The sequence below is a fragment of the Desulfuromonas carbonis genome, assembly GCF_054658035.1.
Map to the genome: position 1 here is coordinate 781923 of NZ_BAAHXR010000003.1, position 13945 is coordinate 795867.

Annotated in this window: 16 protein-coding genes, 1 tRNA gene and 1 pseudogene; 5 read left to right on the forward strand and 13 right to left on the reverse strand. The window is 62.0% G+C overall.

What is annotated here, in order from left to right; genetic code table 11:
- The first annotated feature begins 15 nt into the window (after window positions 1-15).
- A complete protein-coding gene (gene hypE, locus ACYQ8E_RS10540) occupies window positions 16-1029 on the forward strand; it encodes a hydrogenase expression/formation protein HypE (RefSeq protein ID WP_066728997.1) in 1014 nt (337 codons plus the stop codon).
- A gap of 64 nt (window positions 1030-1093) precedes the next feature.
- Here the strand turns inward: hypE and ACYQ8E_RS10545 are convergent, their stop codons facing one another.
- The 3 genes from ACYQ8E_RS10545 to ACYQ8E_RS10555 form a co-directional block, all read right to left on the reverse strand.
- Window positions 1094-1360, reverse strand: a complete 267-nt coding sequence (locus ACYQ8E_RS10545; RefSeq protein WP_157471926.1) for a hypothetical protein — start codon at window positions 1358-1360, stop codon at window positions 1094-1096.
- A gap of 64 nt (window positions 1361-1424) precedes the next feature.
- Window positions 1425-1580 carry a hypothetical protein gene (locus ACYQ8E_RS10550; RefSeq protein ID WP_157471927.1) on the reverse strand — a complete coding sequence of 52 codons (156 nt, stop codon included), beginning with the start codon at window positions 1578-1580 and terminating at the stop codon, window positions 1425-1427.
- Between the two features lie 114 nt (window positions 1581-1694).
- A complete protein-coding gene (locus ACYQ8E_RS10555; protein WP_157471928.1) occupies window positions 1695-1868 on the reverse strand; it encodes a hypothetical protein in 174 nt (57 codons plus the stop codon).
- A gap of 163 nt (window positions 1869-2031) precedes the next feature.
- On the opposite strand from ACYQ8E_RS10555, the gene ACYQ8E_RS10560 reads away from it, so the two are divergent.
- Window positions 2032-2211 (forward strand): hypothetical protein, encoded by a 180-nt coding sequence (locus ACYQ8E_RS10560; RefSeq protein ID WP_066728999.1) that lies wholly within the window; start codon window positions 2032-2034, stop codon window positions 2209-2211.
- Window positions 2212-2226: 15 nt separating this feature from the next.
- Here the strand turns inward: ACYQ8E_RS10560 and ACYQ8E_RS10565 are convergent, their stop codons facing one another.
- Window positions 2227-3075 (reverse strand): hypothetical protein, encoded by an 849-nt coding sequence (locus ACYQ8E_RS10565; protein ID WP_459860934.1) that lies wholly within the window; start codon window positions 3073-3075, stop codon window positions 2227-2229.
- A gap of 317 nt (window positions 3076-3392) precedes the next feature.
- On the opposite strand from ACYQ8E_RS10565, the gene ACYQ8E_RS10570 reads away from it, so the two are divergent.
- A complete protein-coding gene (locus ACYQ8E_RS10570) occupies window positions 3393-3938 on the forward strand; it encodes a hypothetical protein (RefSeq protein ID WP_459860937.1) in 546 nt (181 codons plus the stop codon).
- 69 nt (window positions 3939-4007) lie between these two features.
- Here the strand turns inward: ACYQ8E_RS10570 and ACYQ8E_RS10575 are convergent, their stop codons facing one another.
- On the reverse strand, window positions 4008-4373 hold the full coding sequence (locus tag ACYQ8E_RS10575; protein WP_459860939.1) for a hypothetical protein: 366 nt from the start codon (window positions 4371-4373) through the stop codon (window positions 4008-4010).
- Between the two features lie 217 nt (window positions 4374-4590).
- Between ACYQ8E_RS10575 and ACYQ8E_RS10580 the strand changes: the two genes are divergently transcribed.
- Window positions 4591-5499 carry a class I SAM-dependent methyltransferase gene (locus tag ACYQ8E_RS10580; RefSeq protein ID WP_459860940.1) on the forward strand — a complete coding sequence of 303 codons (909 nt, stop codon included), beginning with the start codon at window positions 4591-4593 and terminating at the stop codon, window positions 5497-5499.
- Window positions 5500-5739: 240 nt separating this feature from the next.
- Window positions 5740-6204, forward strand: coding sequence for a ferritin-like domain-containing protein (locus tag ACYQ8E_RS10585; RefSeq protein ID WP_066729006.1), 465 nt, complete (start codon window positions 5740-5742; stop codon window positions 6202-6204).
- A gap of 94 nt (window positions 6205-6298) precedes the next feature.
- On the opposite strand, the gene ACYQ8E_RS10590 is transcribed toward ACYQ8E_RS10585, so the two are convergent.
- The 8 genes and pseudogenes from ACYQ8E_RS10590 to radA all read right to left on the reverse strand — a co-directional run bounded on the left by ACYQ8E_RS10590 (window position 6299) and on the right by radA (window position 13820).
- Window positions 6299-7303, reverse strand: a complete 1005-nt coding sequence (locus tag ACYQ8E_RS10590; protein ID WP_459860942.1) for a YhdH/YhfP family quinone oxidoreductase — start codon at window positions 7301-7303, stop codon at window positions 6299-6301.
- A gap of 323 nt (window positions 7304-7626) precedes the next feature.
- A tRNA-Ala gene (locus tag ACYQ8E_RS10595) sits at window positions 7627-7702 on the reverse strand.
- 40 nt (window positions 7703-7742) lie between these two features.
- On the reverse strand, window positions 7743-9575 hold the full coding sequence (locus ACYQ8E_RS10600) for a sensor histidine kinase (protein ID WP_066729009.1): 1833 nt from the start codon (window positions 9573-9575) through the stop codon (window positions 7743-7745).
- A gap of 47 nt (window positions 9576-9622) precedes the next feature.
- A complete protein-coding gene (dksA, locus tag ACYQ8E_RS10605) occupies window positions 9623-9979 on the reverse strand; it encodes an RNA polymerase-binding protein DksA (RefSeq protein ID WP_066729011.1) in 357 nt (118 codons plus the stop codon).
- Between the two features lie 80 nt (window positions 9980-10059).
- Complete coding sequence (locus ACYQ8E_RS10610; RefSeq protein ID WP_066729013.1) at window positions 10060-10572, reverse strand: hypothetical protein; 513 nt, start codon at window positions 10570-10572, stop codon at window positions 10060-10062.
- A gap of 79 nt (window positions 10573-10651) precedes the next feature.
- Window positions 10652-11752 (reverse strand): annotated as a pseudogene (locus tag ACYQ8E_RS10615) (IS4 family transposase); the annotation flags it as partial.
- Between the two features lie 192 nt (window positions 11753-11944).
- Window positions 11945-12445: a cyclic pyranopterin monophosphate synthase MoaC gene (gene moaC / locus ACYQ8E_RS10620; RefSeq protein ID WP_066729014.1), complete on the reverse strand. Its 501-nt coding sequence runs from the start codon at window positions 12443-12445 to the stop codon at window positions 11945-11947.
- Between the two features lie 13 nt (window positions 12446-12458).
- On the reverse strand, window positions 12459-13820 hold the full coding sequence (gene radA, locus ACYQ8E_RS10625) for a DNA repair protein RadA (RefSeq protein ID WP_066729015.1): 1362 nt from the start codon (window positions 13818-13820) through the stop codon (window positions 12459-12461).
- Window positions 13821-13945 lie beyond the last annotated feature (125 nt).

A 13945-nucleotide genomic window follows, 5' to 3' on the forward strand; every position in this document is an offset into this window, starting at 1 on the left:
AAGGCGCTTCCCGCAATGAAATCCGACATCATCCTGCTCGGCCACGGCAGCGGCGGCAAACTCAGCCACCAGCTCCTCGACGAACTGATCACGCCGATCCTCTCCGGGATCACTCCGCGCGACCAGAACGATGCGGCGCTGCTCGACCATGCCGGCGGCCGGCTCGCCTTCACCACCGATTCCTACGTCGTCGATCCGATCTTCTTCCCCGGCGGCAACATCGGCGACCTCGCCGTCAACGGCACCGTCAACGACCTCGCCATGAGCGGTGCCCGCCCCTTCGCCCTCTCGGTCGGCCTGATCCTCGAAGAGGGGCTGGCGCTGAGCGACCTGCGGCGGATTCTGGAATCGATGCGGGGAGCTGCCGACAAGGCGGGGGTCAGGATCGTCACCGGCGACACCAAGGTGGTGCCTCGCGGCAAGGGGGACAAGATTTTCATCAATACCGCCGGCATCGGGGTCTTTTCCCACGACCTGCAGATTACCGGCAGCGACGCCCGGCCGGGCGACAAGGTCCTGGTCAGCGGCACCCTCGGCGATCACGGCATGGCGGTGCTGGCGAGCCGGGAAGGCTTGGAGCTGACAAGCCCCATTCGCAGCGACAGCGCCAGCCTCAACCACCTGGTGGACGACCTGCTGGCCAGCCTCGGCGCGAAGGTGCATGTCCTGCGCGACCCGACCCGGGGGGGCGTGGCGACGACCCTCAAGGAGATCGCCCGGCAATCGCAGGTCGACATCCTGCTGCAGGAGACCGCGCTGCCGATCAGTCCGGCGGTGGCCGGAACCTGCGCCATCCTCGGCCTCGATCCGCTCTACGTCGCCAACGAGGGGAAATTGCTGGCGATCGTCGCTCCCGATGCGGCGGAAGCAGCCCTGACAGCAATGCGCCGGCATTCCGAAGGTGCGGATGCTGCGATTATCGGCGAAGTGGCTGGCAGCGGTGCCGGCCGCCTCTCCCTGCAGACCGCCATCGGCGGGAGACGCTCCATCGAGATGCTAGCCGGCGAACAGTTGCCCCGCATCTGCTGATTCCTAAAAACGAACAAGGACCGGCGGATACCGGTCCTCGTTTAATTGGCTGGGGGGAAGAACTTCAGACCCGGTACTTGCGATATAACTCCTGCCGCACCGGACAATTGCAGTAACCTGAATCGCCAAAACTCAGATGATAGCAGCAGAGGCGCCCCCCCTCGCCCTCGACAAAAAAGACCTTGTCGGCGACACTGTCGACGACCCGGCAGTGCGGCGCCCCCTCCAGGCAGGTCTTCCCTTTGCGGCAGCGGGTCGCCTGCGCCCTGAAATCCTCGCAAATCTCTAGCCGGCATGGCTTTTGGCCCGGCTTTTCCGTCTCGTCGCTCACTTCGGCCCCCGCACGGGGAATAGAATCGACAGCATCCTGTCGACCTGCCCCGATCTCTTCCATTTCATTTCAGGCTGGTCTCAAGCTTCTCCACTTTTTCGACCTCGGTGACTCCGCCCTGGTTGAGATTGATCACCACCCGCCCACTGTAACCGTCGTTGATCAACCCGTTGGCACGCAGCACCTTGAGTAGTTCCTCTTTCCAGCCAGCCTTGTTCACGGTGCCCCCCAATGGAAAAGACCCGCACCAATCCTTGCGGGATTTGGCGCGGGTCTTTCCAGGTCTCACCATTGAGTTGGAAATCTAACCGCAGTATTTCAGTTTTCGGCGCGACTACTTCAGACGCTCGGTACGCTCTACGTCGATAATAGCCCCGTGATTGAAATTAAGAACGATCTTGCCGGTATAACGGTCATCGATCAACCCGAGGGATTTCAGGACGATGGCAACCTCCTGCTTCCATCCCTCCGCCAGCAGCATTTTGGACGAAGATCCAATTGACATCATGGTACCCCTCCACCTTTTCTGTGAAAAAGTTAGCCGCTTCAACGACCTCTGTCAACCAATTAAACATTAAGATTCATCGAAGTTGGCAATGCCCGCTGCCGCCGTTGACTTCCCACCGGGGCCCATTACATTATGGTTAGCAAAAACCAGCGGAGGTTGATTTATGGCCAAAAAAGGGTGCAAGAACCCCGAGGAGCACGGCAACCTGCACCTGTGCTCGCTGCGGGGAAAGGAGATCAGCGCCGAAGTCGAAAAACTCTTTTCCGATCCCCATTTCGTCTGCGCCAACTGCGGCATCAGGGTCAACCGGGCGGAGAACGTCTGCAACCCCAAACCGTTCTGACCCCTCCTGCCGGTTTCAGGCGCCGGCAGAACCGGAACCGGGAAGACGGCGCAGCTGCAGGCGGCAGGGGTCCCCGGGGAAGTAGGGGGGGAGGGCATCACTCTCGCCGCGGTTGAAACGATCGCGGAATCTCTGGGCGGCGATCTCTCCATCCGGGCAGGAGACGATCAGCTGGTAGCTCAGGAACTGGTTGGGGCGAATCCGCTGCCACTGGTAGAAAGTCATCAGGCTGTTGGCGGTGGCCGCCAGGTGCTGGAAGAAAAGGCCGGCACGCTCCACCTCCGCCAGTTTCAGGGCCTCGGCAACCCGCGCATCGTAACGTTCTCGTGCCAGGGTCTGAACCTCTCCCCAGGGAACCTCCCGGATAAAGGCGGCATCAAGCTCTTCGGCCGGAAGCGGAGGCCGCCCGTCATGGGGCCAGAAACTTCGCAGTAAATCCCGCTTTTCGAGGTAGCTGAGATAGGGCGCGGCTTCGGCGATGCTTTGCGGCGGCGGCTGGTGGGGCAGGATCAACGAGGGGAGGCGGCGCCAGGAGCGCGGATACTCATGGCTGGCCGCGAAGGTGGCGGCCCAGCTCTCCAGCAGCGGCCATTGCCAGTCACGGCGGGCGACGATGGCAGTGAGAGACTGCTCCCGTACCGGAACCGGCGCCGCGGCCTGGTCCAGGTAGTCCTTCAGCAGGATATCACGCATCGGGTCGAGGCCGCGGGTGGTGGCAAGCACCTGATCCAGGGCCTCACCGACCACCCAGGGCGCGGGGCGAAACTCCTCCCCGACCGGAGACAGTGTGACCGGATCCCGCGGGGGCTCCGGCTCACTCTTTCTTTTGCGCCAAACCTGGAAAAAATCCCAGAATAATTTCATCAACAGACCTGCAGTATCCGACCCTCCCCCGGAACGGGCCAATTCCATAAATTCGAACCATTGCCCCCGCCGGACAGCAGGCGGCGGGGCTACTTTACAGTTCGCCGCTGCCTGGAAACAAGGAGAATCTTCATCCCGGGGAAAATCGTCCGGCCACCGCGCGATTGCACAGAAGGGAGACCGCCCGTGGCCACCCGAGCTGTGCGGTCATTCCCCTTCCGCTGCAATGGATTGTGCCGTACAACCGTGGCAGCCCGTCCCGCCTCCCCGAACGGGAAGCGCGGGACGGCAAAGAAACAGAGTCTGAAAGGAGTTTCATGTTGCAGATTTCGATCAAAACCTGGATGGGGAAAATCTTTTCCCTCCTCTTCCTCTCCCTCTCCCTGCTCCTCATCGCGCTGGCCGGATACCAGTTCTACACCGGTCTCGCAGAGCAGAAGGAAGTCGTCAGCATTTTTGTCCAGTCGATCAACACGGCGATCATCTCGCTGGCCATCTTTGAACTCGGCATTGGCATCGGCAAGGAATACTCGGAGCCGGAAGAGGACGAAAATACCTATCTGGTCATTCGCAGGACCATCACGCGCTTCGTCGCCACGGTCTGCATTGCCCTCGTCCTCGAGAGCCTGATCATGATCATCAAGTACAGCCAGCTCGACCTCGCCGGGAATCTCTACTACCCCGTTGGCATCCTGGTTGGTGCCAGCGTGTTGCTGACCTCCCTCGGGCTCTTCCTGCACTTTTCCCGCCGCGACGGCATCGACCGGGGTCGCTTTGCCGGCAGCGAATCCCGGCTGCAGATGGTGAAGGCAGCGCGCACCCGACCGCGCCGGAGCGCGGGGCGGGGGTCATCGCCCCAATAAAGACGACCGCGGCCGGGGACTCCTCCCGGCCGCATCTTTTCGCAACGCCCTCCCCTGCCCCGCTCCGACTCAGTAACCGACCACGTCGCCGCCGGTTTCCGCATCGAAAATGGCCAGCAGGTTCTGCGCCGAGAAGGGGCAGACCTCGGTCTTTTCGGCACCATCCCCGAGCTGATGGCGCCAGACAATCACCTCGTCGCCGCCCCTCTTTTCGCGGGAGACGTGATCCGGCGTCACCTGGCGCAGGGCATCCCACATGGCGGCCGAGTCGAGGATCTCGTAGCCGGAAAACTCCTGGTTCGGTTCGGCGGTAGCGACAAAGGTTTCGACCAGTTCATAATCGACAAAATCATTCTCCTTGCGCCACCACTTGATGATGGAGTTTCCGTCAACCTTCTTCCTGCTGAGTTCCTGTTTGATTTCGCTCGCTTTCATGCTGGCACCTCCTTTCCGGACCTGACCCGGGTCGGGTCGGCCACGATTTGCTTCCATTATACATCCGGACCAATTTCGCGGTCGTGGCCATCAGGGGGTTACGGACCGAAACGGGACAGCCAGGACGGGCGCAGCGGGCGAAGGCCTGATGCCCCTTGAGGCCGGAGTGGCATTTGGGCTATTCTGCCCTGCCTCGATCACCGCAAGGACCCTGACCATGCCGGAAACCATCCTCACTCGCACCGCCGCGATCCTCGCCACATCGACCGATGAAGCCCGGCGCATCCTCCACGGCCGGGGGCAGACCTATCCGGGGCTGGAGCATGTCACCCTCGACTGGTATCCGCCGCTGCTGCTGCTCGTCCTCTACCGCGAGCCGGAGCCCGGCTGGCTCGCGGCACTCGCGTGCGGATTGCAGGAGCTGACGGCGGGAAGCGCCCGCTGCCTGCTCGTGCAGTACCGCTGCCGTCCCGGCACCCCCACCCACTGCCTGTGGGGCGAGGAACCGGGAACTCTCGATGCGGTTGAAGCCGGCCTGCGATTCCGAATCCATCCGTCCAAGGCCCAGAACATCGGCTTCTTCCCGGACATGGCCGTCGGCCGGAAGCTGGTGCGACAGGTCGCCCGGGAGCGACGGGTGCTCAACCTCTTCGCCTATACCTGCAGCTTTTCCGTAGCTGCCCTTGCCGGTGGCGCCCGCGAGGTGGTCAATCTGGACATGCACCGCCGCTCCCTCGACATCGGACGCCTCAATCATCAGCTGAACGGACTCGACCTGCGCCAGGCGCACTTCCTCCCCCACGACCTCTTCAAGTCTTTTGGCAAGCTGCGCCGACTCGGCCCCTTCGACCTGGTCATTGTCGACCCCCCCGGACCCCAGGGCCAGAGCTTTCAGCCCCAAAGGGACTGGCCGAAACTGCTCGGCCGGCTCGATCAACTCCTCGCCCCCGGCGGCGAAGTCATCGCCGCCCTCAGCGCGCCGGGTCCCGGTCCCGGATTTCTCCGCGCCGAGCTGGCCCGCCAGGCACCGCAGTTGGAACTGCTCAACCAGTTGCGCGCCGGGGACGACTTCCCGGAGAGCGACCCGGAGCGGGGACTCACCCTTTTTCACCTGCGCCGCGCCTGAAGGGCGAGGCGGCGAAAACCGGGCGCAAAAAAAGGCGCGCTGGCCAGGAGGGAGATCCAGCGCGCCAAAGTAAGCGGGTTGTGAGCAAGTATTTGTGGTTACCGCTTGGGAATATATTACCATAACTGTCTTATTTAACCAAGGCCGAGCCCCTGCTGTTGCCACAAAAAGATGAGACATGACGAAAATTTTATGTTAATTTGGCGGCTCTAAATTAATTTATCCGAGGAGGATGGGAAAATGGGGATTTTCGATCTGCAGAAGGCCCTTAAGGATTCAATCCAGACCGAAAAGGATGCCATGGACTTTTATCGCTACGGCGCCGAGAAGATGGCCGAGGACAAAGCCCGGCAAACCTTCGAGCTGCTCGCCCGGGAAGAGCTCCAGCACGCCAAGATGTTCTACAAGGTCTACAAGGGGGGTGACCTGCCGCCCTTTGACGACTTTATCAAGCTCCCCCCCGACACCGAATCGAGCTGGTGGAAGGCTTTGCAGCAGGCGATGCTCGCCGATTTCGACGAGCGCAAGGCGCTGGAACTGGCGATTGAGCAGGAGGATGCCCTGGAGCAGGAACTGCGGGCCACGGCAGCGAAGATCGAGGATCCCGAGGTCAAGGCGATCTACCTGGCCAACGCCAGTTCTACCCACCACCATTTCGAACTGATCGAGGAAGAGTACAAGGCGATGCTCGGCATGGCCGGCTAATTTTCTCTCCGGTGGGAGCAACACCATCTTCACAACAACGTAGAGGGCCCGGCAACTTTATTGCCGGGCCCTTTCCATTTCAGCCGATCAGGCATCAGCTCTGCTGCAGATTGACCAGGGTTCGGCCCCGCAACTCGCCGGCGAGAATCCCCTTGATGGCCGGGTCGAGTTCCTGCAGGGAGAATTCGGTAACTGTATCCTCCAGCCGCGGCGGCTTCCAGACGCCGGCCAGCTGCTGCCAGACCTGAAGCCGGGGCTGCGCCGGGCACTGGACCGAATCGATGCCAAGCAGGCTGACCCCGCGCAGAATGAAGGGAAAGACGTTGACCGGCAGGTCGGGGGCACCGACCAGGCCACAGCAGGTGACAACCCCGCCGTAACAGGTTGACTTGAGGATCGCCGCCAGGGTGTTCCCGCCGACCACATCGACCGCCCCCGCCCAGCGCTCTTTCATCATCGGCCGCTCGGCCCCGTCGAGCAGGCTCTGGCGGTCGGCCACCTCGGTCGCCCCGAGTCCGCGCAGGTACTCTCCTTCACTCAATTTGCCGGTCGCCGCCACCACCCGGTAGCCGGCGCGGGCCAGAACGCCGACGGCGATGCTGCCGACGCCGCCGGTCGCCCCGGTGACGAGGATATCACCAGCTCCGGGAGCAACGCCGGCGGCCGCCAGGCGATGGACCGAGAGCCCGGCGGTAAACCCGGCGGTGCCGTAGATCATGCTCTCGCGCAGGCTCAGCCCATCCGGCAAGGGGACGCCCCAGGCCGCGGGGATCCGGATGTACTGGCCAAAGCCGCCCGCCGTGTTCATGCCGAGGTCGAAACCGGTCACGATCACCTCGTCGCCGGGCTTGAAACGTCCGGAGGCATCCTCAACCACCACCCCGGCCGCATCGATTCCCGGCGTGTGGGGATAATTCTTGGTGACCCCGGGCCGGCCGCTGGCCGAGAGGGCGTCCTTGTAGTTCAGCGAAGAGTAGTGAACCCGGAGCAGGAGCTCGCCCGGAGGAAGATCGTCGATCGAACGCTCGACGATCCGGCGCTCGAAGTTTTTGGGGGAGGTTTCGCTGACGACCATGGCGCTGAAGGTCCCGAGAGACATGAACTGGCTCCTTCCGTGAAAGAGGGATAGGGGCAGGGATTCGGCTGGATGGCAAGCAGATCCTAATCCAAATGATAGTATTCGAAAGCATACCATCGTTTGCCGAAGGATACATTATGCCCCCTGTCGCATCACCGGCGACCCAATGCTGCCCGGGTGAACCTTCGCAGTTATCGATGGCAAGTGGAAGGCCGCCTTGCCCGGCTATTTAATCCTCAAGTGGTTGCGCTTCCGTCGGTTTGGGAAGGGGGGAGGGATTTTCCGCACGGGTGGACGCATAATAAAACAGGCCGGCTGAAAAATCAGCCGGCCCGGCATCTTTTTGGTGGAGCTGAACGGGATCGAACCGTCGACCTATGCGTTGCGAACGCATCGCTCTCCCAGCTGAGCTACAGCCCCGAAAAAAGCAGCGTCACCTTAACCAAACCACCGCCGTTTGTCAACGGAAAGCTTTTTCCGCCGCGGCAACCGGCAGTCGGACGATAAAGGCGGCGCCGCGCTCCCGGTTCTCGACCTCGATCTCGCCCCGGTGATGCTCGACAATCCGGTGGGAGATCGACAGTCCGAGACCGGTTCCCTCCGCCTTGGTCGTAAAGAAGGGGTTGAAAATATTGCGCAGGACCTCCTGCGAGACCCCGCCACCGGTATCGATCACCTCCAGCGCCACCGCCGCCGCCCCCCTCAGCCGCCCCGGGTAGGCGCGCACTGTCAAGTCGCCGCCGGTCATCTCCATCGCCTGGCGCGCATTATCGACGAGGTTGATCACCACCTGGCAGAGTTTCTTGGCATCCCCCTGGATGAGGGGCAGGGGGTGGGCGATTTCGAGGAGGGTCCGGATGCCGGCCTGCTCCAGCGCATCGCTGACCACGGCGAGGGCCTCATCGATCACCTCGGCAAGCTGGCAGTCGCTAAAGCAGAGCATGTTCTTCTTGGAAAAGGCGAGGATATCGCCGAGCAGACGCTCCATGCGTTCGACTTCCCGGGTGATGATTCCGGCATACTCCTGCTCCCGGCTGCCGCCCTCGAGCTGCCGGACCAGGCGCCTCGCAAATCCACCGATCGCCACCAGCGGATTCTTCAGTTCGTGGGCGACCGAGGCAGCCAGCTCCCCCAACCCGGCCATCTTCTCCCCCTGGATCAAGCGCTCCTGGGATTCCCGCAGATCCTGGTGGGCCGTTTCGAGGCGATGGACCAGCATTGAGTTCTCCATGGCGGTTCCGGCCTGGCTGGCAAAAAGTTCCAGGAACCTTAACCGGGCCGGGGTCGTCGCCTCGGTGGCGGAGGGGCTATCGACCACCAGCAGGGCGAGCACCCGGTTGCGGCCCATGAGCGGCGCACAAACACAGGTACCAAGGCCAAGCTCTGCGGGAAAGACTTTGCTCCCCTCCCCATCCTTTACCACCAGAACCAGCCCCTTCCGCACCACCTCGGCCAGGTGACTGTGAACATCTTCCAGAGCAAAGCGCAAACCCATCACCTGGCGGCAAAAGGGGTGTTGCCGCTGCCCCTCACGGATTTCAGCAGCGATCCGCGGGTGCTCCCAATCGCGCACCCCGGCCTGCACCGGCAGGACCATCGACGCAGTCTCCCGGGTGACACCGAGCATCCCCTGCAGGGTGCCGCTGCGGGCATTGACCATCAGCAGCATTGCCCGTTCAAAGCCGCCGCCGTCGGGAACCGTGGCGGCCGACAGGATCAGATGCATCAGTTCATTGAGTTGCAGGGTCCCATGCAGGGCACGCGAGAGCCGATAGAGCAGGGACATCTCGCGAAACTTACGGTCATTCTCGGCGGAGAGCGCTTGCCACTGGAGGAGATCCTCATCCCGACCGGCCGCAGGGACCAAAGCGGAAGGAGGAAGCAGGCCGGCGAGAAATTCGGCAACGGCCCGGGCCGCTGCCAACTCGGTTGCCGTCAAACTCTGGCCCGGAGCGGGGCGCAACACCAGAACTCCGCGCGACTCCTTGTCGCTGGCAACGGCCAGAAACCAGTCCCCGGAGCTCCCCTGGCAGCTCCCGGCATGCAGGGAACGGCCGGCGTTGCTGCCGGCGACACGCAGAAGGGAGGGGAGTATACGACAGGGCCCGGCAGCGCTGATCTGCCGGTGAAAGGTTTTTTCGTCGGGGGCGAGAATAAGAAGCCGGCTCTCCACGAGGGAGAGCCGGCGTTTAAGGAGACGGAGTGTGTTCTGCAGGGCGCGGGGACGATCGCCACCCGCCCGGTTGGCAATGCGAACAGCAGCAGTGAGGAGTTGAAACGGAAGGGACTCCATGGATCATTCCCGACCCGGTGACCGGTTGGCTGCAAGCGACGGAATGATCAGCCGATCTTCTCCTGCCGCTCCTGTTCGGTTTTACATTCGATACAGAGCGTAGTCACCGGCCGGGCCTTGAGCCGTGCCTCGCCAATCTCCTCTTCGCAATTTTCACAGATACCGAATTCGCCGAGTTCAATCCGCTCCAGGGCCTCGCGGATCTTCATGATCAGCTTGCGCTCGCGGTCGCGAATGCGCAGCTCAAAATTGCGGTCCGACTCCAGCGAAGCCCGGTCGGTCGGATCAGGGAAGTTGGTCTTTTCGTCGGTCATTTCGGAGACCGTCTTGCCAGCCTCGCGCACCAGATCCTCAAGTTGTTCCTGAAGAATCTTGCGGAATTCCTCGATTTTTGCCTTCTCCATGCGACGACTCCCTCGCTACCCAAGAATTTGACTAAATTAAATGAAACCCCTCATTTTGTCAACCGAATAGCCCCGCCGACTCAGAGGCTCCCCCCCAACTGACCGTAAAGAATCAGGAGCAGCAGGAGGACCGCCAGCCAGCAGCTGACGATATCGCTGCTCTTGACCGGTGGCGCCGCGGCCATCGACCGGGTCTCCTCGGTGATCGCCTCCGGCGGCACCCGCTGCAGCAGATTGCGCACCAGCCCGGGAAAATCGGCGTAGGCGTTGGAGAGGATCAGGAAATCATCGCCGGCGCAGATGGTCAGAAAGACCCGCTTGCGCACCATCACCGTCTCCACCGCGGTCACCTCGGCGAGCAGCAACGACTTGTTGCGCAGCAGTTTGTGCGCCGTCAGCCGGACATCATCGAGCTCGGTGTGACGAAAGATACTCTCGACAAAGAGAATCAGCACCGGCAGGATCAGGGCGACCAGGATCAGGGCCTTGGCCGGCGGTTCGTCGCGGACAAAGCAGAGCACCAGCAGCAGCAGGCAGAGGCCGAGCAGCACCCCGAGGGGGAGCAGGAATGCCTTGCGAATACGGTAATTCAACAGTAGTGTCCGGTTAAGAAGTTGCATAGGCTCCGAAGTCCAAGTCAATGATATCGGGAGGCCCTAAGCCTGCGGCCGCATCCTCGGCGGCCTCGTTGCGAATATTGTTGCGAAGCTCACGCACCCTGTTGATGCTGACACGTTCGCCATGCTCTTCGTGGCAGTAGATGGCCAGCAGCAAATAAGTAATCAACCCTGCGAGGATCTGCACCAGCAGGCCGTAGGGACTGCGGGCAATCAGGTGATACACCTTGAGGTGGCGCTTCCACCAGGCGAAGAAGGACTCGATCGTCCAGCGTAGCTTGTAGATCAAGGCAATCTGCTCGGCGGTCAGATCGAAGCGGTCGGTGGCGACCCAATAGGATTTTTGGTCAACCTTGTAGCCGACCACACGCACTTCTCGTTCGGTCTGGTTGACATCTTTGGTGCCGAGCAACACCCTGGCGTCATAGAAAACATGACTGCCGGGGACAACAGGATTGGCGCTCAACTCCGTCTTACGAGAACTGGCTTTGATGCGGCAGACAAAGTGGCGCCCCTGATCCTGCCAGTCGTCAAAGTTTTTGTAACACTGGTAATAGCGGTCATAGACACCTGTCTGACCGGGAGCCACGAGCCGTTCCGCCTGAGGACGCTCGTCGCCCTTGCCGTCGGTTAATGTGACTTTCTGGGGGACACCACGACCGATATCGAACCCCAGGTGAACCTTGGCCTTTTTGGCTCCGTCTCGATAGTCCGCCCAGAGCATGGACAGCGTAGCGTCAATCAGCGAACCATCGACGGCGATCAGATCGCCGAGATCGGAGATGTCTTTGGCGACAGGAATCTTTTGTGAGACCTGTTTCTGCAGGTCTTCGTAAACATGAATCATCTGCTCCAGCCCTCGGGTATTGATCGCCTCAAAGAAGGCGCTTTTCCGGATACCGCCGGGCGGTGCAATATGAGTCGCGGCAAAATCTTCCTGCGTCAGAACCTGAAGCAGATGACGCCCCGAAGAATGCTCTTCGAGGTGATAGTAGGTCAGGATTTTCAACTGATCTTCAAACGTCATCTGCAGTGGCCTGTTGCCTCGGGCCTCAAGAACCGGGGCATGTTCGAGAGCGCCCTTGAACGGGGTAAAAAGTCGGACAATGGAGCGCCTGCTAAGCCGGGTACGGTGGCAGCGAACAAGTAATGACATTTTCGTAAATCCTCATATAAAATAGGTATTTACGAAAATCACCGCGCCGACTTCACGACGATTTGTCAAGCAAAAAATACGCTAACTTGTGAAAATATTTACAATTATCTGCAACTTTGGGTGAATGCAATTTGCTAACCGGACACTACTGGTAATTCAAGGTCGCGGCCACGAAATCATCCTCTCTTTGTTTCAAACAGGCCGGCCGGCCGCATCACGAATAAACGATCCGCTCTTGCCGCCATGCTTTTCGAGCAGCTGCACAGAGGCGATCTCCATCCCCCGGTCAATTGCCTTGCACATGTCATAAACGGTCAGCGCCGCTACCGATACGGCGGTGAGTGCTTCCATCTCGACCCCGGTGTTCCCAGTCACCCTGACCGTCGCTTCGATCCCGAGCCGCCCCGCGCCGGGGAAGGGGACGAAGTCGATCGCCACCGAGGTCAGGGCCAGGGGATGGCAGAGCGGGATCAGCTCCGCGGTCTTCTTCGCCGCCATGATCCCGGCGAGCCGCGCGACACCCAGGACATCGCCCTTCTCCAGGCTGCGGTCGAGAATCCGCTGCAGGGTGGCCTCCTGCATCCGCACCTCGCCCCTCGCCACCGCCGTGCGCCGGGTCGCCGGCTTGTCGCCCACCTCGACCATGATCGCGCGGCCGTCGGCGTCAAAATGACTGAATTTCTCCTCGCTCATCGACTTTTGCTCCTCACTCGAACAACTGGTCCAGCGCTTCCTCGGCGCTGCGCACCCCGCACAGGCGCATGCCCGGCGGGGACTCGAGATTTTTCAGATTGCCGGCCGGCAGCAGGCAACGGTCAAAACCGAGCCGGGCCGCTTCCTTGACCCGCAGCTCCGGCCGCGAGACGGCGCGAACCTCCCCGGCCAGGCCGACCTCACCAAAGAGGATGGTCCGTTCCGGGATCGGCCGGTTGCGATGGCTGGAGGCGAGCGCCGCCATCACGCCGAGATCGATGGCCGGCTCGACCAGCCGCACGCCGCCGGCGACGTTGAGGAAGATGTCCTGGGCCATCAGGGAGAGGCCGATCTTCTTCTCCAGCACCGCCACCAGCAGCGAGACCCGGTTGTGGTCGATCCCCATGGTGGTCCGCCGCGGGTTGCCGAGGGAGGAGCCGGAGACCAGGGCCTGCAGCTCGACCAGGATCGGGCGGCTCCCTTCGAGGGAGGGAACGACGGCGCTGCCGGCAACACCGACCGGGCGTTCGGCGAGAAAGAGTTCGGAGGGGTTGGCGACTTCCTGCAGGCCGGCCTCGACCATGGAGAAGACGCCGATCTCGTTGGTCGAGCCGAAGCGGTTCTTGACCGCGCGCAGGATGCGGTAGGGGTGGCCGGGATCCCCCTCGAAGTAGAGGACGGTATCGACCAGGTGCTCGAGCATCCGCGGCCCGGCGATGGCGCCGTCCTTGGTGACGTGGCCGACGATGAAGGTCGGCACCCCCTCGCCCTTGGCCTGCTGCATCAGCCTGGCCGCACACTCGCGCACCTGGCTGACACTGCCGGGAGCCGATTCGAGGGCGGCGGTATGAATGGTCTGGATCGAATCGATGACCAGGAAGGAGGGCCGGAGCTCCCGCACCCGTTCGAAGACCGCCTCAAGGGAGGTCTCCGCGAGCAGGTAGAGATTGGGGGAAGCGACCCCGAGCCGGTCACCGCGCAGCTTCACCTGGCGCGTCGACTCCTCTGCCGTCACATAGAGGGCCTTGCCGTTGGCGGCGAGGCGGTCGATCGCCTGCAACAGCAGGGTCGACTTGCCGATGCCGGGATCACCGCCGATCAGGGTCAGCGAGCCGGGGACAACGCCGCCACCGAGGACGCGGTCGAGCTCCAGGATGCCACAGCAGATGCGGTCTTCTTCGCTGATCTTCACCTCACTGAGGAGCTGGGGCTTGCCGGCCGGCGGCAATGCGCGGGCTGCCCCCCCCTTTGTTACCACCCGGGTCTCCTCGACGAGGCTGTTCCACTGGCCGCAATCGGGGCATTTGCCGAGCCACTTCGGGCTCTGCAATCCGCATTGCTGGCAGCTGTAGAAGGTCTTTGTCTGCTGGGCCAAATGTTTCCTCCCCCGAAAGTACCCGCATTCTAGGTGGCGGCTGCCGAGGTGTCAACTGATCCGCTTTCAGCTGATCCGGATTCGGCCCGGAGCATCCCGTCCAGACCGGCGCCAACGATTGCGGT

Excerpts from the sequence above, each read along its gene's own strand:
- ACYQ8E_RS10600 (WP_066729009.1), bottom strand. The coding sequence starts at position 9,575 with ATGGAGTCCCTTCCGTTTCAACTCCTCACTGCTGCTGTTCGCATTGCC.
- ACYQ8E_RS10560 (WP_066728999.1), top strand. The coding sequence starts at position 2,032 with ATGGCCAAAAAAGGGTGCAAGAACCCCGAGGAGCACGGCAACCTGCAC.
- ACYQ8E_RS10570 (WP_459860937.1), top strand. The coding sequence starts at position 3,393 with ATGTTGCAGATTTCGATCAAAACCTGGATGGGGAAAATCTTTTCCCTC.
- ACYQ8E_RS10575 (WP_459860939.1), bottom strand. The coding sequence starts at position 4,373 with ATGAAAGCGAGCGAAATCAAACAGGAACTCAGCAGGAAGAAGGTTGAC.
- ACYQ8E_RS10590 (WP_459860942.1), bottom strand. The coding sequence starts at position 7,303 with ATGTCTCTCGGGACCTTCAGCGCCATGGTCGTCAGCGAAACCTCCCCC.
- moaC (WP_066729014.1), bottom strand. The coding sequence starts at position 12,445 with ATGAGCGAGGAGAAATTCAGTCATTTTGACGCCGACGGCCGCGCGATC.
- dksA (WP_066729011.1), bottom strand. The coding sequence starts at position 9,979 with ATGGAGAAGGCAAAAATCGAGGAATTCCGCAAGATTCTTCAGGAACAA.
- ACYQ8E_RS10580 (WP_459860940.1), top strand. The coding sequence starts at position 4,591 with ATGCCGGAAACCATCCTCACTCGCACCGCCGCGATCCTCGCCACATCG.
- hypE (WP_066728997.1), top strand. The coding sequence starts at position 16 with ATGAAATCCGACATCATCCTGCTCGGCCACGGCAGCGGCGGCAAACTC.
- ACYQ8E_RS10555 (WP_157471928.1), bottom strand. The coding sequence starts at position 1,868 with ATGATGTCAATTGGATCTTCGTCCAAAATGCTGCTGGCGGAGGGATGG.
- ACYQ8E_RS10565 (WP_459860934.1), bottom strand. The coding sequence starts at position 3,075 with ATGAAATTATTCTGGGATTTTTTCCAGGTTTGGCGCAAAAGAAAGAGT.
- ACYQ8E_RS10585 (WP_066729006.1), top strand. The coding sequence starts at position 5,740 with ATGGGGATTTTCGATCTGCAGAAGGCCCTTAAGGATTCAATCCAGACC.